At 40.7% G+C, this 21,745-nt stretch carries 20 protein-coding genes; 11 read left to right on the top strand and 9 right to left on the bottom strand.

Going from position 1 to position 21,745, the window contains the following annotated elements; all coding sequences use genetic code 11:
* Window positions 1-100: 100 nt before the first annotated feature.
* A complete protein-coding gene (locus IOC57_RS16385; RefSeq protein WP_207439729.1) occupies window positions 101-1,408 on the top strand; it encodes a CitMHS family transporter in 1,308 nt (435 codons plus the stop codon).
* Window positions 1,409-1,577: 169 nt separating this feature from the next.
* Window positions 1,578-2,210, top strand: coding sequence for a superoxide dismutase family protein (locus IOC57_RS16380; RefSeq protein ID WP_207439728.1), 633 nt, complete (start codon window positions 1,578-1,580; stop codon window positions 2,208-2,210).
* Between the two features lie 310 nt (window positions 2,211-2,520).
* On the opposite strand, the gene trhO is transcribed toward IOC57_RS16380, so the two are convergent.
* The gene (trhO, locus tag IOC57_RS16375; RefSeq protein WP_207439727.1) at window positions 2,521-3,486 is read right to left on the bottom strand and encodes an oxygen-dependent tRNA uridine(34) hydroxylase TrhO; all 966 of its coding nucleotides are present in this window, start codon (window positions 3,484-3,486) and stop codon (window positions 2,521-2,523) included.
* Between the two features lie 141 nt (window positions 3,487-3,627).
* Here trhO and IOC57_RS16370 point away from each other — a divergent pair, with 141 nt between their 5' ends.
* Window positions 3,628-4,641: a nitronate monooxygenase gene (locus tag IOC57_RS16370; RefSeq protein ID WP_396020849.1), complete on the top strand. Its 1,014-nt coding sequence runs from the start codon at window positions 3,628-3,630 to the stop codon at window positions 4,639-4,641.
* 17 nt (window positions 4,642-4,658) lie between these two features.
* On the top strand, window positions 4,659-5,114 hold the full coding sequence (locus IOC57_RS16365) for a GNAT family N-acetyltransferase (RefSeq protein ID WP_207439740.1): 456 nt from the start codon (window positions 4,659-4,661) through the stop codon (window positions 5,112-5,114).
* Between the two features lie 243 nt (window positions 5,115-5,357).
* Here IOC57_RS16365 and IOC57_RS16360 read toward each other — a convergent pair whose 3' ends face one another.
* Window positions 5,358-5,936 (bottom strand): GNAT family N-acetyltransferase, encoded by a 579-nt coding sequence (locus tag IOC57_RS16360; RefSeq protein ID WP_207439726.1) that lies wholly within the window; start codon window positions 5,934-5,936, stop codon window positions 5,358-5,360.
* Between the two features lie 103 nt (window positions 5,937-6,039).
* Between IOC57_RS16360 and pdxR the strand changes: the two genes are divergently transcribed.
* Entirely contained in the window at window positions 6,040-7,431 is a 1,392-nt protein-coding gene (pdxR, locus tag IOC57_RS16355) for a MocR-like pyridoxine biosynthesis transcription factor PdxR (protein WP_207439725.1), read from the top strand.
* Between the two features lie 70 nt (window positions 7,432-7,501).
* Here the strand turns inward: pdxR and IOC57_RS16350 are convergent, their stop codons facing one another.
* Window positions 7,502-7,921: a MarR family winged helix-turn-helix transcriptional regulator gene (locus tag IOC57_RS16350; RefSeq protein ID WP_063232335.1), complete on the bottom strand. Its 420-nt coding sequence runs from the start codon at window positions 7,919-7,921 to the stop codon at window positions 7,502-7,504.
* Window positions 7,922-8,245: 324 nt separating this feature from the next.
* On the bottom strand, window positions 8,246-8,449 hold the full coding sequence (locus tag IOC57_RS16345; protein ID WP_207439724.1) for a hypothetical protein: 204 nt from the start codon (window positions 8,447-8,449) through the stop codon (window positions 8,246-8,248).
* A 128-nt stretch (window positions 8,450-8,577) separates the two neighbouring features.
* Between IOC57_RS16345 and ytvI the strand changes: the two genes are divergently transcribed.
* Window positions 8,578-9,621, top strand: a complete 1,044-nt coding sequence (gene ytvI, locus IOC57_RS16340) for a sporulation integral membrane protein YtvI (RefSeq protein ID WP_309487718.1) — start codon at window positions 8,578-8,580, stop codon at window positions 9,619-9,621.
* Window positions 9,622-9,965: 344 nt separating this feature from the next.
* Here ytvI and IOC57_RS16335 read toward each other — a convergent pair whose 3' ends face one another.
* A complete protein-coding gene (locus IOC57_RS16335) occupies window positions 9,966-11,318 on the bottom strand; it encodes a hemolysin family protein (RefSeq protein ID WP_207439723.1) in 1,353 nt (450 codons plus the stop codon).
* 589 nt (window positions 11,319-11,907) lie between these two features.
* Here IOC57_RS16335 and IOC57_RS16330 point away from each other — a divergent pair.
* From IOC57_RS16330 to uptA, 4 genes are all read left to right on the top strand, one after another.
* The gene (locus tag IOC57_RS16330) at window positions 11,908-12,480 is read left to right on the top strand and encodes a YitT family protein (RefSeq protein WP_286184930.1); all 573 of its coding nucleotides are present in this window, start codon (window positions 11,908-11,910) and stop codon (window positions 12,478-12,480) included.
* A 94-nt stretch (window positions 12,481-12,574) separates the two neighbouring features.
* On the top strand, window positions 12,575-13,291 hold the full coding sequence (locus tag IOC57_RS16325; RefSeq protein ID WP_207439722.1) for a FixH family protein: 717 nt from the start codon (window positions 12,575-12,577) through the stop codon (window positions 13,289-13,291).
* A 92-nt stretch (window positions 13,292-13,383) separates the two neighbouring features.
* The gene (locus tag IOC57_RS16320) at window positions 13,384-13,548 is read left to right on the top strand and encodes a hypothetical protein (protein WP_207439721.1); all 165 of its coding nucleotides are present in this window, start codon (window positions 13,384-13,386) and stop codon (window positions 13,546-13,548) included.
* 145 nt (window positions 13,549-13,693) lie between these two features.
* Window positions 13,694-14,323, top strand: coding sequence for an undecaprenyl phosphate transporter UptA (uptA, locus tag IOC57_RS16315; protein WP_207439737.1), 630 nt, complete (start codon window positions 13,694-13,696; stop codon window positions 14,321-14,323).
* A gap of 55 nt (window positions 14,324-14,378) precedes the next feature.
* Here uptA and IOC57_RS16310 read toward each other — a convergent pair whose 3' ends face one another.
* The 4 genes from IOC57_RS16310 to IOC57_RS16295 all read right to left on the bottom strand — a co-directional run bounded on the left by IOC57_RS16310 (window position 14,379) and on the right by IOC57_RS16295 (window position 19,211).
* Window positions 14,379-15,710, bottom strand: coding sequence for a hemolysin family protein (locus tag IOC57_RS16310; protein ID WP_207439720.1), 1,332 nt, complete (start codon window positions 15,708-15,710; stop codon window positions 14,379-14,381).
* Window positions 15,711-15,990: 280 nt separating this feature from the next.
* The gene (locus tag IOC57_RS16305; protein WP_207439719.1) at window positions 15,991-17,100 is read right to left on the bottom strand and encodes a histidine kinase N-terminal domain-containing protein; all 1,110 of its coding nucleotides are present in this window, start codon (window positions 17,098-17,100) and stop codon (window positions 15,991-15,993) included.
* A 236-nt stretch (window positions 17,101-17,336) separates the two neighbouring features.
* Window positions 17,337-18,224 carry a cation diffusion facilitator family transporter gene (locus IOC57_RS16300; protein WP_207439718.1) on the bottom strand — a complete coding sequence of 296 codons (888 nt, stop codon included), beginning with the start codon at window positions 18,222-18,224 and terminating at the stop codon, window positions 17,337-17,339.
* 462 nt (window positions 18,225-18,686) lie between these two features.
* Window positions 18,687-19,211, bottom strand: coding sequence for a universal stress protein (locus IOC57_RS16295; RefSeq protein ID WP_207439717.1), 525 nt, complete (start codon window positions 19,209-19,211; stop codon window positions 18,687-18,689).
* Window positions 19,212-19,527: 316 nt separating this feature from the next.
* On the opposite strand from IOC57_RS16295, the gene IOC57_RS16290 reads away from it, so the two are divergent.
* The gene (locus IOC57_RS16290; protein WP_207439716.1) at window positions 19,528-21,525 is read left to right on the top strand and encodes a transglycosylase domain-containing protein; all 1,998 of its coding nucleotides are present in this window, start codon (window positions 19,528-19,530) and stop codon (window positions 21,523-21,525) included.
* The last annotated feature ends 220 nt before the right edge of the window (window positions 21,526-21,745 follow it).

Raw genomic sequence — 21,745 nt, 5'->3', positions numbered from 1 at the left:
TTTTAATGAATGTGCAGATGGTATAATGTGAAAATATTGATTTTTCAGAAAAATAAAAAAATGAAAGGTGTTCACTTTTCCATTTAAAGGGGTTTTTAACATGTTGACGATTTTAGGATTTTGCATGATTTTAACGTTTCTGGTCTTAGTCATCACAAAGCGTTTATCAGTGGTTGTCGCTTTTATCTTCACTGCGATAGCCTTTGGTTTGATTGGTGGCTTTGCCTCGGAAATGGGAGATATGATGGTGGCAGGTATTTTAAAGGTGACTCCGACAGCAGTCATGATCGTTTTTGCTATTCTGTATTTTGGTTTAATGATTGACGTTGGTTTATTCGAGCCCATGATTGCTAAAATACTCAGTTTTGTAAAAGGAGATCCGCTAAAGGTAGTCATGGCAACCGCTATTATAACCATGTTGGTAGGTTTGGACGGAGACGGTTCTTCCACATTCATGATCACCGTATCAGCCATGCTGCCGCTTTATATCAAATTAGGGATGAACCGGCTAGTATTGGCCTGTGTCGTTGGTTTAGCCGCAGGCGTCATGAATATGATTCCTTGGGGAGGTCCTTTGGTCAGGGCGGCCGCGAGCCTTCAGGTTGAAGTATCGGAGTTATTCATTCCTCTCATTCCGGTTATGATCTGCGGTCTTTTATGGACGCTTTTTTCGGCATATATACTTGGCAAAAAGGAAAGGGAGAGATTAGGGGTCAGCTCCCTGGAGACGAACATGCAACCTGGTATGGGTGAACAGGCTGCCACAGTTGAAACTGCATCTGGAGGAACATCCAAGCATTTTTGGTTTAATTGGTTCTTGACGATTTTACTGATGATTTTGCTGGTGATGGAGGTGCTGCCGATCCAAATCTTATTTGCCACCGCTTTTGCGATTGCACTATTCGTTAACTACCCGAACCCAAAAGAACAGCAGGAAAGGATTTTAAGTCATGCCAATAGTTTCGTGATGATCTGTACACTCATTTTCGCAGCAGGGATTTTTACGGGTGTATTCACAGAAACAAAGATGATGGACTCGATGGCTGCTTCAATCGTAACTGTCATCCCGGAGTGGCTCGGGGCACATTTGCCACTTGTGGTAGCGCTGACAAGCATTCCGATGGGGTTCATTTTTTCACCTGATGCCTATTACTTTGGCATTCTACCAATAATAAGTGAAACGGCATCGAACTTCGGTATTGCTCCTGTAGAAATCGGAAGGGCGGCTTTATTAGGCCATTCGACCGCAGGGTTCCCATTATCGCCATTGGTGCCTGCAACATTCATATTGATTGGCCTTGTAGGCGTGGATTTTGGCGATCACCAAAAATTCCTGTTTAAATGGGCGTTTGGGACCACCATCATCATGACGATCGCAGCCATTACTTTAGGGGTCATCACTTTGTAAAGTGTGAGCCCATTAGGCTATATTGTAAAATCCTTGTCTGTGAATTTAGTAAGGTGTCCACTCTCACTGGTGTAATCTATTTGCCTATTTATCCCGCTTTCTGTTTATTCTTCCATAATAGTGGAAAGTAATAAGAGGAAATACATAGAAGAGAGTGAGGGAATTTATCATGAACTATAAACAGAAACTTATACTGCCTATGTGTACTGCCTTTTTACTGTATGGATGTAATTCAGCGGATGATTCAAATCAGGCGGACAAGAATGTCGAGGACATGAATACAGTGGGACTAGGAACAGATACAGAGGTCGATCCGCAGGTGAAAGCGGAAGTTAAGGATGTAGAAGGTAAAACACTTGGGACGGTAAACTTTACCGCTGAAGAGAATTCTGTAGTGATCGAGACAGCTTTGGAGGGCCTTGAGCCAGGCTATCATGGATTCCATGTTCACGAAAATGCAGCATGTGAGCCAGATGCCAAGGATGGCCCTTTCACTACAGCGGGAGGACACTTCAATCCAACTGATGAAACGCACTCTAAACATGCAGGGGATATGCCCCCTCTATATGTAAAAGAAGATGGGACAGCCCACTATACGGCAACATTGGATAACATGACAATAGACCAACTTAAGAAAGAAGAGTTGGCTGTAATCGTTCATGCGAATCCAGATAACTTTGCCAATATTCCTGACCGTTATGAAGCCAATGGAGAAAAAGGACCGGATGAAGATACCTTGAAAACCGGTGATGCAGGCGATAGGCAAGCTTGCGGGATTGTTGTAAGTGCAGAGGGAAAATAATATTAATGATGCTAGAGCGATTCTTCTAAAGAGGAATCGCTCTTTTCATTGAAGGGAAAACAGCTGGCCGCAAAAATCTTAAGGATGAATTCATTCTTTTTACGTTTTAAGAAGGCTTTTTCTATTGTGATATAGAATTAAAAGAGTAAGTAATATTGCATTAGCGGCACATGGTATTGAAAGATAATAGGTAATTTTTTGCAGTCGGATGAAGTCCATGACATATTTTTAATATTGGAAAATAAGATTTGGTTTGAATGGGTAAAAAAACCCGAATAGGGATCATGTCCACTGATTCGGGTTTGCTTTATTATTTTGCTGTTAGGGTTTCTTCGATTAGCTGTAATCTCTCAACCACTTCTTCTTCAGAAAGGTTATGCTCGACTACATAGCGGTTACGCGGATGCACTCGGCATTCATGAGTACAGCTGCGCATATGTTTGTGCTCATTCTCTTCACTGCAAAGGATTTTCTTGTTGCATTCAGGGTTAGCGCAATTGACATAGCGTTCACAAGGCTCGCCGGAATAAATATCGCGTCCGACAATAATGTGTTCCTTTTGATTGATAGGTACGGCAATCCTTTCATCGAATACATACATTTGGCCATCCCAAAGCTCACCTTGGACTTCGGGATCCTTCCCGTATGTTGCGATGCCGCCATGCAACTGGCTTACATCTTCAAAGCCTTCTTCGACAAGCCAGCCTGAGAATTTCTCACAGCGGATACCGCCGGTGCAATACGTAAGGATTTTTTTGCCTTCGAACATTTGTCTATTTTCCCGAACCCAATCCGGAAGTTCACGGAAATTCGTGATCTCTGGCTTGATTGCACCCCTGAAATGTCCTAAATCATATTCATAGTCATTTCTGGCATCAAGGACGATGGTATTTTCATCTTGCATTTGCTCGAAGAATTCCTTCGGGCTCAAATATTCGCCTGTCGTCCGGTTCGGGTTGATGTCTTCTTCCAAACGAAGCGTGACAAGTTCATTACGTGGGCGAACATGCATTTTTTTGAAAGCATGGCCGTCAGCTTCATCTATTTTAAACACGATATCGGCAAAGCGGGAATCGCTTTTCATCATGTCCATATATTGGTTTATTTGTTCGATCGTACCTGAAACGGTTCCGTTGATCCCTTCTGATGCCACCAAGATACGGCCTTTCAATTCAAGGGCTTTACATGCCGCAAGATGCTCGGCTGCGAATTCTTCGTGATTCTCGATGGGTACATACAAATAATAAAGTAATACTCTATATGGTTTTGTTTCCATTTTTTTACCACCTGTGTTTTATATTTGCAAGATATAAAGGGTGATCATTTAGACACTTTTCTCTTACAGATAATTATTATACCAAGAAAACGTAAAAATGATAAGGGCATGAAGAAAATTCAAAAGGAGTTGTATGGAATGTTGAAAGAGTTAATGAAATATCCAATCATTCAAGCACCTATGGCAGGAGGAGCTTCCACTCCGAAGCTTGCCGCTTCAGTATCCAATGCAGGAGGATTGGGCTTTCTCGCAGCTGGCTATAAGACTGCAGAAGAGATGAAGGACGAGATAGGGCAGACCCGTCAGTTGACTGAGCGTCCTTTTGGTGTGAATGTATTTGTACCAAGCAACGAGGCGGTGGATGAAAAGATATTATCTGCCTATCGTGAAAAGATCGAAAAAGAGGCCGAGAGCGTTGGGACCAAGATTGGAAAAGCCGTTCGTGATGATGATGATTGGGAAAATAAACTACATGTATTGAAGGAGGCTAGAATCGCTGTCGTCAGCTTTACGTTTGGATGTCCAACGGAAGAGGTAATAAGAGAACTCCAAGATGTCGGTTCCCTTATAGCCGTGACAGTAACCAACCTTTCGGAAGCAAAAAGGGCGGCGGGAGCAGGCGTGGATGTTCTATGTGTACAAGGGGTTGAAGCAGGGGGTCACCGAGCCAGCTTTGAAAACTGTACAGAAGATGATTACGGCCTTTTAGTACTGATACGGATAATAAAAGGGGAGTTGAACTTACCGATCATTGCGGCGGGCGGTCTGATGCATGGAAAGGATATCGCTGCTGTGCTTAAAGCAGGAGCAACAGCGGCACAATTGGGAACTGCTTTCCTTCGCTGTCCAGAAAGCGGGGCAAGTCCCGTCCATAAGGCAGCTCTAGGAAATCCCCGATTTACTCAGACAGCTGTTACCCGAGCCTTCAGCGGCCGGAGGGCACGCGGGTTGGTGAATCACTTTTTGACGGAATATGATAGTGTTGCACCAGTCGCCTATCCTTATATCCATCATATGACAAAGCAAATGCGAAAAGCGGCTGGACAAAAAAACAACCCTGAATTGATGGCTTTGTGGGCAGGACAGGGGTATAAGTTGAGCAGGGAACTTCCTGCAACGGAGTTGGTTGGACTTCTTGTAGAAGAACTAAACTGAGAAAGGTTTGGATGGAGATGGAGATAAGGGAATTATTCATGAATGAGCCACCGCCGATGGATTTATTGCTTCTGGCAGATCCTTCAAGGGAATTGGTCGAGGAATACTTGGGAAGCGGAACGTGCTTTGTTGCCGTTCGTGATAAGCGAATGATCGGTGTTTATGTTTTATTGCAAAAAGGTCCAAAACTGATAGAGATAATGAACATTGCGGTGGATGAACGGCAACATGGAAAAGGAATCGGAAGGCAATTGATTGAACACGCCATAGGCCATGCAAGGGAACAGGGATATAAAACGATTGAAATAGGCACGGGAAATTCGGGAATAGGGCAGCTTGCCCTTTACCAAAAATGCGGTTTTAGAATAACTGGGGTCGATCGGGATTTTTTTAATCGAAACTATTCAGAAGCCATTTATGAAAATGGGATTCAGTGTCAGGATATGATTCGGTTGTCACAAAGTTTAGACTAAGCAATGATCATCCAAGCTGAACGGTGCTTCGCATTACTTAGCGGGAATGAACTTGTTCTTTGGAGATATGATTTATCTTCTTTTTACTTTAATAATGCCATTTTTATTTGCGATTGGTGTTTTCATATTCCTTCGATCAACGAAAAGGCAAAAGGATCCTTTATCGAAAATTCATAAAGACTCGCGTGGAAAATAGCAGCGAGAAAAAGAGTGCAAAAAACAATGGCACTCTTTTTCTCATCATCACCTTTCCAAAAAAGCTTCCAAATTCCGCTTCACACTTGGCCATTCATTTTCGAGGATACTGTAGACCACCGTGTTCCGTATCCTACCATCTTGCAGTTTTTTCTCCATCCTCAAAATGCCTTCTTCAAGGGCGCCGAGCCTGGTTATTGCTTTACGAGATCTTTTGTTGCATTCGTCCGTCCTGAATTCGACCCGTTTCATATGCCACCTTTCAAAAGCATGCTGCAATAGTAGGTACTTACATTCTGTGTTAATAGCCGTTCGCCATTTGTCGGGGTGATACCAAGTCGCACCGATTTCCAGGGATTGGTTATGAAATTGAATATTTCTTAAGCTTGTGCTGCCAACTATCGTATCATCAAAATGATCAATAACGACAAATGGATGATGAAGTTCCTGTTCCCTTGCTCGAATGCCTTCCTTTACATAGGAAATCGCGTCTTCATATGACAAAATTTTTGTGGCGCTCCATTCCCATATTTCTGAAGGCAGGGAAGCGGCGTATAACGGTTCGATATGATGATCCATCATCGGGGCAAGTATCACGTGTTTCCCGAATAATTTGATATGCTCCATAGTCTCCTCCTATTGATTGATATCTTCATTATAAAAATATTCTGGTCCTGCAATAAGGACCAATACTGATATAATTTATGGAACCAGTTTGAAGGAGGGCCAAATGTTTGAAATCACTCTAACCTTAGATAAAATGAATAAAGAAGCTTTATATGTCCAATTGTATAAATGCTTTATAAAGGAAATCAAGAATGGACAGATAAAGGCCGGAATGAAACTGCCTTCTAAAAGAAAACTAGCTGTGCATTTAGGAATAGGCCTGAATACAGTGGATACGGCTTATCAGCAGTTGATTGCAGAAGGATATGTGGAAAGTCAATTAAGGAAAGGTTATTACGTAGCCGATTTAGAACCGATCTCCTCTTTAAATGAGCCTTTGCCTGTACCAGAAGGGAGGATGGGCCCTCCGAATGAAAGAAATGATATAGATTACAATCATGGAAGGGTGGACGTGGATTCCTTTCCACATGGAGTGTGGAAAAAATGCTTGAATAAAACGTTATATCTACAGGAAAGGGAAATGTTCATGAGTGGAGATCCTCAAGGGGAATGGGGGCTCCGGGCTGAGATCTCATCTTATCTATTTCAATCGAGAGGAGTTCGCTGTGGGGCAGATCAAATCATCATTGGGGCGGGTACCCAGTATTTCATCCACCTGCTGCGGTTACTTCTTGGAAATGAGCGGATATTTGGGTTGGAAGACCCTGGCTTTCATCGAGTAAGTGAGGTACTGATGTTAGAGGGGGCGAATATGGCATTCATACCCTTGGATGAAAGTGGCATGAATGTGGACTCCTTGAAAGAGAGTGCAGCGAATGTTGCTTATGTCACCCCTTCCCATCAATTTCCTTCCGGTATGATCATGCCGATAACTAGAAGGGTTGAATTGCTGAATTGGGCAGAGGAAAAAAAGGGGTATATTATTGAAGATGATTATGACGGGGAATTCCGACATGCAGGCAAACCGATTCCGTCCTTACAGGGGTTGGACACAAATGGAAAGGTCATCTACCTAGGTACGTTTTCAAAGTCGCTCATTCCATCAATCAGGGTGGGATTCATGGTGTTACCCATGGAGTTGGCTGGCCGCTATCAGCAGAAGTTAAAGGGATATAAACAGACCGTTTCCAGATTGATTCAGGAAACGCTCTGTCTTTTTATGAAAAATGGCCATTGGGAACGCCATCTGAATAAAATGAGAACGATTTATCGTAAAAAGAATAAGGTGCTACTGAATGCAATTGAAGAGAGTCTTCATGATCGTGTAGCCGTAATCGGTGAAAAGTCAGGATTGCACGTCCTTTTAAAAGTGAAAAACGGCAGCAGTGAGGCAGAGCTCATTCGAAAGGCTGCCAGTTTTGGGGTTAAAATCTACCCAACTTCGGTTTATCATTCAAAGAATGTGAAGGATCCGACTATTTTGATTGGGTACGGTGGTTTAACCGAAAGGGAAATTGAAGCTGGAATCCGGCTTTTAAAAATGGCATGGCTATAGCTTGGCGCGACGACAGAATAAGGAAAAGGCCTTGATTCACACTTATTTCTCAATAATATAAGATACCCGTTCAGTTTCTTATATTATTGAGGATTTTAAGGACCGTTTGGAAAAAAATTTCCTGTTCTTCTTCAGTAATGCCTTCCAGGGCTTTTCCTTCGATTTTTTCTGCAATCTTAAGACATTTTGTATGTACCTCTTTGCCTCGGGGGGTCAGTTCGATTCGCTTTTCCTGTTCATCTTTTCCAGGAACTTGTTTAATCATATTATTCTGTTCCATGCTGTTGACCGAACGTGTGATGATAACATTATCTACATCCAAGTAACTGCAAATATCGGGGATTGTGGAATATCCACAGTTCTTTAAATAATTCAGGATTGTCCACTGATTATGGTAAATTTCAAGGGCTGTAATTTGTTCATTCATTTTGCTGACTAATGATCTCGATACTTGTAAATATTGATGAAATAATTGAGTAGGGTTCGTCATATGATTCTCCTTTATAATGGTCGACCAATCCATTATATTCTTTAATTCTTAAAAGTCTATTGTAAAGAATCATTTATTTCAGTCAATGTTTATTTTTGGAAGCGGAGCAGGAAAGGGGGGATTCAGGAACTATGAATGGGTTGAAGCATATTTAAACTGACAGGAGGTCACTTAATATATGATAGCAAATATCTATTTATTCTACAGATATAGCAAAATTCAAAGGATTCCCTAGGTTGGTCAATACCACAACTTACCATGAAGTTGAATGCGATATAATCCTGTAAACAAAAAACCCAGCCTTTAATGTGGCTGGGTTTTTGTTTATAACCTCTCGCTGGTGGAACGGTGTTTTGTTTCTTTCTTATTACATTCTTCTTGTCGTTCATATTTAATTTCATCAATTGGTAAATCATCAATGGGCATGACTACTTGATCACGTTCCAGCTGTTTCTCCTGATTTTTCTTGAATGCCTTGGATTTATCATTCCGCTCCTCCAGATACTTTTCCTTATCTTTATTGTCCAATGTCCATCCCTCCATCTCTTTTTATCTCTTTTTCCCCTTATTGAGAAAATAAAACGTATAAGCGAAATATATGTGACTCCAATTCATAAATATAAGGAGAACAAGAAAGCGCAAGGAGGGTTTGTTCAGTGAATGTCGCCGTCTTTTTCCGCTGGTTTTGTAGGGGTATACTCCTTTTAGGCATAGTAATCGTCATTCCCTATTCATGGGCCTTGATTTTAGCATTGTTCACCGCCATTATTTTGGATGGATTGGTCCGCATGATTGGTGAAACGGCGAAGCTGCATCGGTTTTGGGCAGTATTGATTTCATTTGTTATATATGTAGGCGGGCTTATGAGCATCACTTATTTTTCCTTTTCGGTATTAATCAAAAAGGTCATTGTCTATTCGGAAGAATTTCCTGGTTTCATACGTGAAGTTTATTTGACGGCTATATTGCCAGTCATTAGGCAATGGGAACGGTATTCCCAAACGTTGCCGCCAAATCTCATTCAATCAATAGAACAAACGATGGAAAAGGGAGTCAGGGCTTTAGAGGGGTTCACAGAGGGATTTGTTCAGAGTATGGTTCAGTTCGTTACATTCATTCCCGGATTTTTCATTGACTTTTTAATTTATTTAATCGCCTTATTCTTAATTAGTCTTGAATTGCCGAAGTTAAGAAAAAAGGCGGTCCTTTACTTAAAAACATCCACTTATCAAAAGATTTCGCTAGTTTATCAAGATTTAAGTATGGCAGCCGTAGGCTTCATCAAGGCACAAATCCTATTGAGTTTAATCACGTTCATCATGGCTTATGGAGGACTATGGTTGCTAAATGTGAAGTATACGATTCCATTGGCACTGTTAATAGTAGTTGTGGACATTCTACCTATTTTGGGGACGGGATCTGTACTGGTTCCTTGGGCAGCGATTGTTTGGGCTCAAGGAAACCATCATCTAGGAGTTGGCCTCATCATCCTATTTCTGGTCATTACCATCATAAGAAGGACCATCGAACCGAAAATCTATTCAGCAAATATGGGATTGAGCCCATTGGCATCGTTGGTCAGCCTTTATTTGGGATTTAAAATGCTTGGTTTCATTGGGCTTTTCCTTGGACCTTCGATACTGATCGTTTATGATACGTTAAAGAGGGCAGGTGTCATCAAATCCAACTTCAAAATATGAAAGAGTATTAGATGTTTTTTGCCTGATTTCTTAAATTTGACATATCTTTTACCGCTTTACCTTGACCGTTGCAATGATTGCAGTCCCGGGAAAAGAATTGCAGATAACGGGTTTTCCCTTTTCCTTTGCAGTGTTGGCAAATGGTTATGAGTTTCATGTTTCCTCACTCCTTCAAAAAGTATTGCTTTTTTAACAGTATGAAACAATAAAGGTAGAACTATACTTCATCTAATCATTCAATGTTAAATTCAGCAGGTTTAATATAATATGTGTTTACTTTATTTGATGTACCAGTTGGAAAAAAATAACCCCCGCTCCTAGTTTTTTAGGAGCGGGGGTCATTATCATGACACGATTTCGGTTTGTGATATTATCGGGAATTCTTTCACTTCGCTTACGACTTTAGCTGGTTTGTATATTTCAATATAACGAATATGGTGATCTTCCATTTCTTTTATCCTAAAGTTATAGGGACCATAAACCAGGATATCACCTTGTTTGGCCTCATAATCCTCGGTAAGGATCCATCCGCCCATCGTATCAATATCCTCATCATTGATATCCAATCCAAGTAAATCATTCACTTCACTGACTAATACCTTGGCATCGATGATATAGTGATCTTCTTTTAATTTGCGGACATCCGGCACTTCATCCAGGTCGAACTCATCTCGAATATCGCCAACGATTTCCTCAAGTATATCTTCAACGGTCACCAAACCTGACGTCCCGCCGTATTCATCCATGAGGATAGCCATATGGATCCGTTCCTTTTGCATTTTTAAAAGTAAATCGTGAATCGGGATACTGTCAATGACACGGATGATCGGACGAACATATCGGTCGATCGTTGACGCTGCCTGATTGTTCTTGTCTATCATTTCAGTGAATAGCTCTTTGATATTGACCATTCCGATAACATGATCTTTATCACCATCAATGACAGGATATCGTGTAAAGTTCTCTTCCGCCATAACGGTGAAAAACTGCTGGATCGTATCATTTTTGGATACCGTGGCAATTTCCGTACGCGGAACCATGATTTCTTTTGCAATCCGATCATCGAATTCAAAAATTTTATTCACATATTTAAACTCTGATTGGTTAATTTCGCCACTTTTGTAACTTTCGGAAACAATGATACGCAGCTCTTCTTCTGTGTGAGCCAAATCATGTTCTGAAACTGCTTTTAACCCTAGCATTCTTGTAAGCGTCCTTGCAGAGCCATTCAGTACCCAGATGAATGGATACATGATTTTGTTAAAACCAATTAAAGGTTTGGAAACCAATAAAGTTACTTGCTCCGCTTTTTGAATTGCCAATGTTTTTGGTGCCAATTCCCCAACAACCACATGTATGAAGGTAATGAAAGAAAAGGCAATTGCAACCGAGAGTGCATGTGAAGCTGAATTTGGGAGATTCAATTGATTCAAGAGTGGGTGCAAAATGTTTTCAACTGTCGGTTCTCCAAGCACCCCAAGCCCTAGAGCGGTAACGGTAATTCCGAGCTGGCATGTTGAGAGGTATTCATCTAGGTTCGATATGACCTTTTTTGCTGAAAGAGCATTCGGCTTTCCTTCTTCAATTAATTGATCGACCCTTGTGCTTCTCACTTTAACAATCGCAAACTCCGTAGCTACAAAAAATGCTGTTAAAGCAATTAAAATGGCAATAAGAACCAAGTTTATTATGTCCAAATAGTCTCCCTTAACTCGCCTTCGAGACGAATAAGGAGTACACCTCCTACATTTTTAAAATATACAAGTATATTTTTTTTGCCGTGCTGAATATTTTCGGGATTCATTCAAAATGGCTGTGCAGCCGTTTGAATTCCCATTTCCTTTAGTGATAAAGAGAATATATGCTGATTAGCGATGCGTAGACGGGAAATAGAAGAATTTCTGTCTGAAGGAGTGCGCATTTTTCAAAAGGATGCACATATCCGTTACGCAAAGCAGCGTCCGTCCGTCAAAACGAACATTCTTTAATGCCCCATCAAATCACCTCAATCTAATTAATTTAAATACTTTCATTATAAAAAGAGTTAATCATTCAGTCAAACAGCTTACGGCACCTTAAATCCGGTAAATTGCTTGTAAAGGATCAGTTTGAGCTAATAATTAGCTGTTTTTGACTGTTTTCTCTACTTTATTGTATCGTATTATAGAATATTCAGAAAACTATCGGCCGTTTCATAAAAATTGGTCCGTTTCATTATTTTTTGGTTGGTTTAAACATATTCTATAGAAATCAAGACAAGTTTGAAATTTGAAGGGGGTGACAGCCATGAAAATCATGGAAAGGATGGCAGCAATCATTGCCGGCAGCATGCTTGTAGGCGTGGGAATCAACTTTTTCCTGATACCTTATCATTTATTGGATGGTGGCATGATAGGGATTGGGCTGATTTTTCATTACTATATAGGAATTCCGACAGGACTGTGTGTGATTTTGAGTAGTATTCCATTATATATATATGCTTGGTACTTTGAAAAAAAACTATTTTTTAACAGCTTGCATGGCTTGCTTTTTTCCTCTTTTTGCATCGATATTTTTTCCGACGCTGTCACCGGTTGGAATATTCCGATCTATGTAAGTGCGATAATCGGGGGAGGGTTGATTGGACTTGGAATCGGCTTGATGCTTCGGTATGGGACCTCTACAGGCGGAACGGATATGCTGGCACAGATCCTTTCCAGTAAGAGCGGACTCAATGTAGGTTTCCTGATTTTTTTCATTGATGGATGTGTCCTGCTTTGCGGACTGGGCATTGTGGGGACTTCAATCTTTTTATATTCATTTTTAACAATCATCGCGGTGGCCATGCTGACTTCAGTCACCGTGATGCGAACCACTTGATATTAAATGATGTATAAAAATCTAAAAAAAGGAAAGGATGGGCAATATGAAAAGGACAGATTTCTAGTCTAATAAATAGTAAAGGAAAGTTCTTATGAAAAAACTCTATATGTGTACTGCGTTGTTGATGGTTATGCTGACCGGATGTCAAGAGTCTGAAATGCCTGAGGATAAAGAAGTGAACAGTGCTGTTCCAGAATCCATGGATGCATCAATTGCCATTAAAGGGAAATTAGGACCTGGAAAGGAAGTCATTCTTGAAACGACCGTGAAACAGGGTAGCCATTTGATGAATGAAGCTGATGAGGTACTATTTGAAGTGAGAAAGTCCGGACAGGACAAACGGGAAATGCTTGAAGGGAAGAATACTGGAAGTGGCATGTATCAAGTGATGTATACTTTTGAAGAACAAGGCAAATATATTGTAGTCTCCCACGTAACGGCCAAAGGCCTTCATGTGATGCCTGAAAAGGAAGTTGTCGTTCCAGAACATGAAAGTGAAGGTGCATCGGTTCACCCTAGTTCGGATGTATCCATCGAGTTTCAAAGTAACCCTGTAAAGGCAGGAAACAGTTCGAACTTTGAAGCGACAGTTGAATTGAATGGGAAGCCGCTGACAAATGCAGATGTGAATTTCGAGGTGTGGAAGGAAGGCAGCGAAGAGAGTCATTTCACCAAAGCTGAAGAAGATGGAAAGGGCACATATCTAAATAAGGTTTCTTTCGAAGAATCGGGAACTTATAAGGTGCAGGTACATGTGGAAAAAGACGAAGTGCATGAACACCAACTGCAAACCATTCAAGTCAATTGATTGTTTTTTGGATCGAATCGTTTAAACAGGTTTTATCCTTTTGGTAAATGGGAAGTTAAAGGATAACGGTATAGCAGAAAGGGAGGGTAAGAATGAATAATCAAATAATCAACAAGTATAAAGACCTCGGGATTCATATTGAAAAAACGAAGTCACGTCAGGAGATTTTCACAAATGTTTCACAAAATGATTCATCCTTACTCACCATAACTGCTTTTACTCAATTTCCCCAAAAGCGGGAGCTAAAAGAATATTGATGCAATGAGACCGGAGTATATATCAGCTGGTCTTTTTTTATGCATTCTGAAGATGGATAGGAAAAATCGAATAGAACGTCATGAGCTGAAATAGGATAGAAGGACAAACAATATGAAATTAGCGGTAAGGGAGTCCGATAGCATGATTTCACAACTTATGATGACGATATTGAATGGGTTTGCGGACATGGGGTATATGGGGATTTTATTGGGGCTGATGGTTGAAATCATCCCGAGTGAGCTTGTTCTCGGATACGGTGGTTATGTGGTCGGCCTGGGGAAAATGAATTTTTGGGGAGCTGTTCTTGCAGGTGTGGCAGGCGGGACGATGGCACAACTATTTCTCTATTGGGCTGGTTATTATGGAGGAAGGCCCTTTCTCTTGAAGTATGGAAAATATATTTTAATTAAAGAAAATCATATTGTAAATGCTGAAGAGTGGTTTCAACGGTATGGCGTAGGCGTGATTTTTACGGCTCGATTCATTCCAGTGGTTCGTCATGCAATTTCCATCCCTGCCGGAATTGCGAGGATGTCCGTATGGAAGTTTATATTTTATACGGTTGCAGCTATCATTCCTTGGACAATATTGTTCCTGGCCTTAGGAAGGATCCTCGGTGAGAATTGGCAGCAAATCCGTGAAATAACTGAACCTTATCTAATTCCGGCTGCTGGTTTTTCCTTTATCTTCATCATGCTGTATATTTTAAGGAAAAAAAAGAGTACACCTCCAATCGTTACGGTCAAAAAAATGGGACGGTTTCCCGATAAATGAGCAAGAAAAAGCAGCCAGCCACGTAAAATCATCTTTTACGTGGCTGTTTTAATCATTATCCTTGGGTAAGGTCTTCTTCAAGAGGAAGCTGTACGACCTTTTTTGTCACTTCGATAGAACGAATGGCGTGATCTTCCATTTCGATCACTTTAAAGCAGAATCCGTCTTTTTCCATGATGTCCCCTACATTCACATCATAATTTTCTGTAAGGACCCATCCGCCTATAGTATCGACATCATCTTCTTCTAAGTGAATGCCAAGTAGATCATTCACTTCCTTTACAAGAAGTTTAGAGTCTAAAATATAATGCCCATCTTTAATTTTTCTGATCGAGGCAACCTCATCGATATCGAATTCATCACGAATTTCCCCAACGATTTCCTCAAGGATATCCTCGACCGTGACAAGTCCGGAAGTCCCGCCGTATTCATCCATCAAAATAGCCATATGAATGCGTTCTTTTTGCATTTTTAACAGTAAATCGTGAATGGGTATATTTTCCATTACCCGAATGATCGGACGAGCGTAATTTTCAATCGCTTTAATATGGATTTCCCGATTCTTAATAAGATCCGAGAAAACTTCCTTTAAGTTCACTAAGCCGATGACATGGTCTTTATCACCTTCGACAACAGGATATCGAGTGTATTTTTCCGATTTGGCCACATCGACGAATTTTTGTACCGTTTCATCTTTGGATATGGTCATGATTTCTGTCCTTGGAACCATGATTTCTTTGGCAACTCGATCATCGAATTCAAAGATGTTATTTACATATTTAAATTCCGACTGGTTAATCTCTCCGCTTTTATAGCTGTCTGATAGGATGAAACGCAATTCTTCTTCCGTATGTGCTATTTCGCTTTCGGATGCTGGCTTGAAGCCAAATAAACCGACAACGAATCGGGAAGAATGATTCAAGGCCCAGATGAAGGGAAAGGCAATCTTATGGAAAAAGATCAGCGGGCCGGCAATTGCCAAGGCCACTTGTTCAGCCTTTTGGATGGCAACCGTCTTTGGAGCCAATTCACCTACAACCACATTCAGGAACGTAATCAGGGAAAATGAAATGACGAATGTCAGAATACTTGTGACTTCTTGAGGGATATTCAAGGCATTGAATAATGGCCCAACCATTTTGAGGATGGTCGGTTGTCCTAGCCACCCCAATCCAAGGGCAGTAACGGTAATTCCAAGCTGTGTCGCGGATAGGTACTCATCAAGATCGGATGTAACCTTCTTTGCCGCAATGGCTTTTTTGTTTCCCTCTTCAATCAATTGATCAATCCTAGAGCTGCGGACCCTTATGATTGAAAATTCCGAAGCTACAAAAAAGGCAGTTAATGCGATTAAAATAATGACCAATAAAAAACTTAATATGTCCAATTAGTGTGGGACTTAATTAAATCGACAGCTGTACCGATCGATTTAATTATCCCAGTCACCTCCCAAAACCAATAATGAATGAAATGATAGTAGTGTATAAATGTTAGATGAAAAATAAGTCTCGTCTATCTTGTATGAAAATTATGCTTTTTATTATTTTCAATCTATAGGATCATTCACCTCGATTAGTAGTGGAACCTACCTATTAGTATAAGTAACTGGACGTCAATCAGTCAAAAATTTCACACTAAAAACCTAAGGAAAAAAGGATATTTAACCATTATTTAGTTTTCAATTGTATGGAAAAGGTCGTTAGGAAATCGGTAGAGTGACAGGATAAGTTTCCTTGATGCTTTAGGACGATTTCTTTACAGACGAATAATCCCAATCCCGTGCCTCTTTCTTTTGTGGTGATGAATGGTTCAAAAATATTAGGCAGGACGTCGTCAGGTATCTTCGGCCCATTGTTCGATATATTTAAGGTAAGTATGCCGGGCGGTGATTCAGAGCCTGAAATATAAATGGATGGGGAAGGCATCCCTGCAACTACATCAAGGGCATTTAAAATAATATTAAGTAAAACTTGCCGGAATTCTTCTTTAGAACCGGAAATGAGGGCATCATCGGCAATATTGCATGTTATGGAAGCATTAACTTCCAAAATGCTGGGATATAAAAATTCGATTACCTCATTAACAAGTCTAGCAATGGAAAATAGATCAGGTGGTGATGCTGAAGTTTCCTTTTTGGAAATATTAAGGAATTGTGTGATCCGGTAATTGAGCTGATCCAATTCCTTTGAAATGATATCAAGGTATTTTATCTCTGGTTGTTCGGCCTGTAACAATTGTATGAATCCCATGATGGAAGTCAGTGGATTTCTGAATTCATGGACAAAGCTTGAGGTCATTTGGCCAAGGAGCGTCAATCGGTCTTTATGGTTTGGGCTTATGAATTGATAGCGTTCTTCAAGTTCCATCGTTTTCAATTCGGTATAATGGGATAATGCAAAATGAATGAGTTTATCGAAGTAAACGTTTATTTGCTTAATTAGATCCGATATTTCTTCTTTGGATGCTTCGGAATTCAAAATGTGCTCTATGATGATGGATCTCCCGATGGTTACAGTGGAAAAGAAATTTTCCATATCCAATTGCTTATTAACTCGATCAGACGCAATTTTTCCCCCTACGACCTTCAGTACATCGTCTATTTCAGTATCCGATTTTCCAAACTGATCCATTAGCAGATTAAAAATAATTTCCACTTCTCCTTTAAAATACCCCAGATATCCGTCCGGTAAATGCAGCATCTCATCTTTCCATTTGGAAATGATACTGCTTTTTTGAGAAGATAAAAAGTGAATGGTCATTTCTCGATTAGATACCATTTTGCCCTCCATACTGTAGGAAAATGAATTTGATTTTGACCCAGAAAATGTTTTGATTGAATAAAATTACAAAATATCAAAATAATTACATCTCGTTTTCATGATAACAGATTACTGCTCTTTTAACATGTGTCAATTGGATAAATATTCGGCAATCAATCAATAAATCCCTTTTTTTGACACAGTTTTATTACAAAAATTACAGGGATTAATAACAAAAAAAGGTATCCGTAAAGCTAATGGCGGTTACCTTTTTTTTGAAATGCATAGGGTTCGATGTGGACGATCACATGCTGGATATTATATTCCTTCAAAAGATTTTCTTCTATTTTAACCGTAATATCATGTCCTTGAATGACGGTCAAAAGAGGGTTTACATGAACGGTGGTTTCGAGCAGGATTTCACTTCCGTGCATCCGGGCTTTAATTTCGCTCATGTCTTTAACACCTTCTGTCAATATAATGGTTTGTCCGATCTTTTGCAGGAGTTGCTCGTCGAAACCATCGGTTAAAGAGATGGAGGCATCACGAAAGATATCCCAGGCCGTCTTGCATATAATGATTCCCACGACTGCTGCAGCTATCGCATCCAGCCAAGGGATGCCCATCTTAGTACCGATGATTCCAATGAAAGCACCAACACTGACAAGGGCATCAGAACGATTATCCTGTGCAACGGCATAAATGGAAGAGCTGTTGATCTTTTTACTTAATGATAAGTTATAACGGTATATTCCGTACATGAAGATTGCAGATAATAGAGCGACATAACCCGTCAGCATACTGGGAACGATTGTTGAATTTTGGTGAAAGAAAGATTCTATGGCACTGAATACAACCTGAAGGCCCACGGTGATCATAATGAAGGCAGCTACCAACGAGGCTACAGTTTCCGCCCGTAAATGCCCATATGAATGATTATCATCAGGAGGTCTCTTTGAAATTTTTAAGCCAATCAATACGGCTATGGAGGCAATGATGTCGGTCGTATTATTTAAACCATCAGCCCAAAGCCCCTTAGAATCACCGAAATAACCAAATGACAATTTAAGAGCAGACAAGAATATGTAAGCGGCAATGCTTATGTAAGCGCCTTTTTCAGCTGAAATCGAATGTTTATCCATGTCCATTCCCTCCCCAATGTAAATTAGGCTTAATAAAGATACCAAATCAAGCCTTAGTGAGTCTATAGAAAAATTGTCGTATTTAGCCATCTAACTTGGTTTATAGCAGGTGTATTGATGGTCTGTAAAGAAGTTGGATAAATGAAAGGATGTTGCCATAAAATGGGAATGTCAACATGAACATTTACTTTAATTGTATTCTAACCGATGATTGAAAATTAAATACTTCCACAAGGGGAGCCAAAAAAGGCTGAGAGTGAAAGTTTCTAGTTCAGAGACGTTGAACCAGATAGTTAGCACTTAATGTGGGGGTGGGCAGCCATTGGCGCCCCGGTGTTATTCGGTTGCTTCAAATGTATGACTGAAAAAATCCTATTAACAAAAAGGCAGGATTCCTATAGAATCCGGCCTTTTTTCGGAGAATGCTCTACTCGGGCCATTCAGAGCGAACCCGCTCAATCTTCATTTTGCAATGAATACCGAGCAGGGTGCGTTTTTCGCAATGGAACTACTTGTACTGCCAAGGAAGAATTTTTCCAAACCGCTTTTAGCGCTATTGCCGACAACGATAAGATCAGCTGAAGTTCTTGCGGCAAAGTCACATACGCTATCTGGAGCATATCCTTCTAATATTTCGAATTTCCCCTTGACTTGACATTCACTTAACAATCTCAACGTATTATTTTCTGCGTTCTGAATACTGTTTTCGACGACGGAAGGGGTGTCATTTACCTTTTGATGTACTGGCCGATCACCTTCAACAGCAGGATGTGTCTGGACTGGATCCACATAAAATCCGGCAGCAGGTACATAGCCCGGAGCCGAGGCGTTCCCCATGATACGCTGTTCAACCTTATCATTTAGGACATGAACTACGGTCAACTTGGCTTTTGGAAAGGCTTTTTTCAATGTTGCTCCATATTCCACGGCTCGCTTACTCTCTTCATTTCCATCAAAAGCGACGATAATATGTTTTAAGTCTTTCATTAATATCATCTCTCCCCGTTATAAGACCTTAAATAGTTATACCCAATTTTATAAGGCTTCACGCCTTTAATCGGTATATAGATTGGCTTTTACGGGCAAAGGATAGATACGAGCATAGTTAAAATGGTAGGATGAAATTGGTCCTTCATTTTAACTATGCTCAGACGATGAAGGAATATCATCGGCAAGGATGCCGATCCGGGAGTTTAGAGTTACAAGAAAAGGGCGCCTTTTATTCAATCGACGAGTTTTCTTTAATAAAAAGGGTAAAATATTTTTAATGAAACATATCGCAGATGGGAAAATGGGGGTACAAATGAGAGGGTTAGTGAAATTAGGTCTAATTATAATATTGGCAATTGTGGTTTTAGGCGCCGGTTCACTATTGTATTTCAGGCAGGGGGCAGATATAAGCCATCTTGAAAATAATCTTCAGCAACCTACAGGAATCTATGATCTGGATGGGAATCTTGCCAGTACGATCACGGCAAATAAATCCGAAGGTGTTGCGATAGATGAAATACCGGAACATATGAAACAAGCGGTGGTTTCCATTGAGGATCACCGTTTTTATGAACATCACGGCATAGATTATCAGGGGATTTTACGGGCTTTGATTAAAAATGCGAAGGCTGGAAGTGTTGTTGAAGGCGGGAGCACGCTCACCCAGCAGCTTGTGAAAATCACGATGCTTGAATCGGATCGAACACTGAAGAGGAAGATAGAAGAGTTTTTTCTAGCCCAGGAAGTTGAAAACCAATATACAAAAGATGAAATCCTGGAAATGTATTTGAATCAAGTTTATTTTGGCCATGGGGCATGGGGAATCAAAAAGGCTGCAAATATTTATTTCTCCAAAGAGGTCTCAGAATTGACCGTTGCCGAGGGTGCTTTGCTGGCAGGTGTCATTAATTTGCCATCCAAACTTGACCCATACAAGAATTTAGACGGGGCAGTCAAGCGGCGTGATTTGGTCCTTTCCAGAATGGCGGAACATGGTTATTTGACGAAAGATGAAGTAGGAGCTGCAAAAAAAGATTCGGTGACACTTCTGATGGGGGAGAAGGAAACCGATCCGTTAAGAGGTAAGTATCCTTATTATGTCGATCATGTTTTATCGGAAGCATCGAGTAAATATGGGATTAAGCTTGAGGAGCTGCTTTCAAAGGGGTATAAAATTTACACGACTATGGACCAATCGATGCAGCAGGCTACTGAAGCTGTGTATGAGAATGATGCCAATTTTCCAGTTGGAACAAGTACAGAAGAACTGGTTCAAAGCGGGTCCGTCCTCCTTGATCCCAAAACGGGTGGCATAAAGGCACTTGTCGGTGGGAGAGGTATGCATCAATTCATGGGATTTAACCGGGCAACCCAGCTGACAAGGTCGCCTGGTTCATCCATTAAACCGCTTGTCGTTTACACACCAGCGGTTGAAGAGGGATATGATATCACTGCCCCTTTAAAGGATGAAAAAATGAGCTTCGGTGAATATGAGCCAACAAACCTGAGTGGTGAATATAAAGGAGAAGTGCCCATGTATGAAGGGGTGATGAATTCCTTGAATGTACCAACGGTTTGGCTACTGAATGAGATTGGCATCGATAAAGGTCTTGATTCACTTAAGCGGTTTGGGATTCCATATGACAAAGATGACCGAAACCTGTCGATAGCTTTAGGAGGAATGAAAAAAGGTGTATCCCCGCTGCAGATGGCAGGAGCCTTTTCAGCTTTTGCCAACGAAGGGGAACGGATGGAAACCCATGCCATTGTAAGAATAGAAAATGCCGATGGAAAAGAGGTAGCCGCCTGGAAAGAGAAAAACACCAAAGTGACCACTGCAGGCGCCGTCGACAAAATGAATGCCATGCTGCTTGGAACAGTAGAATATGGCACAGCGAAAAACGCGGCTGTTTCCGGTTATGAAATAGCAGGTAAAACAGGTTCCACACAAGTTCCCATCGAAGGAATATCAGGGGTTAAAGATCAATGGTTCATCGGTTATTCACCTACGCTGGTCGGTGCTGTGTGGGCTGGATATGATAAGACGGATGAAAAACATTATCTAACGACACACAGCAGTCAGGGAAGTGCACTCATCTTTCAAAAAATAATGTCGCAAGCTTTACAGAATCAAGCCGCTCAATCTTTTAAAGCTCAAGATATCGGTCCGCTTATAGCTGAACAACAGGCACATATAGCTGAGCAAAAGGATAAGGAAGAAGAGGAGAAAAGGAGACAATATTGGATTGATAAAGGAAATGAAATACGGGAAGGTTTGAATAAATGGAGGGACTGGGAGGTCCCGTGGTGATTCTCAGAAGGAAGTATGGCCACGCTCTTTAAATATAATTAACAAACTGAGACTGTCAAACATTTGACAGTCTCAGTTTGTTGCAAAAAGGGGAAAGGTTTTACCTCGAACCATGAGCTTAAAACAAAACTAGGTTACCCTTAATGGTTATTATGTTTTATGAAACTCTCATAAAATTGAAGAAATTTGCGACACTCCTGCCGAATAACTGGGAAAACAG

It is taken from the genome of Bacillus sp. SD075 (assembly GCF_017355165.1).
In the GTDB taxonomy this organism is placed as follows: domain Bacteria; phylum Bacillota; class Bacilli; order Bacillales; family DSM-1321; genus Peribacillus.
Note: the sequence above shows the minus strand (reverse complement) of the source record. Positions and strands in the feature narration are given on the sequence as shown.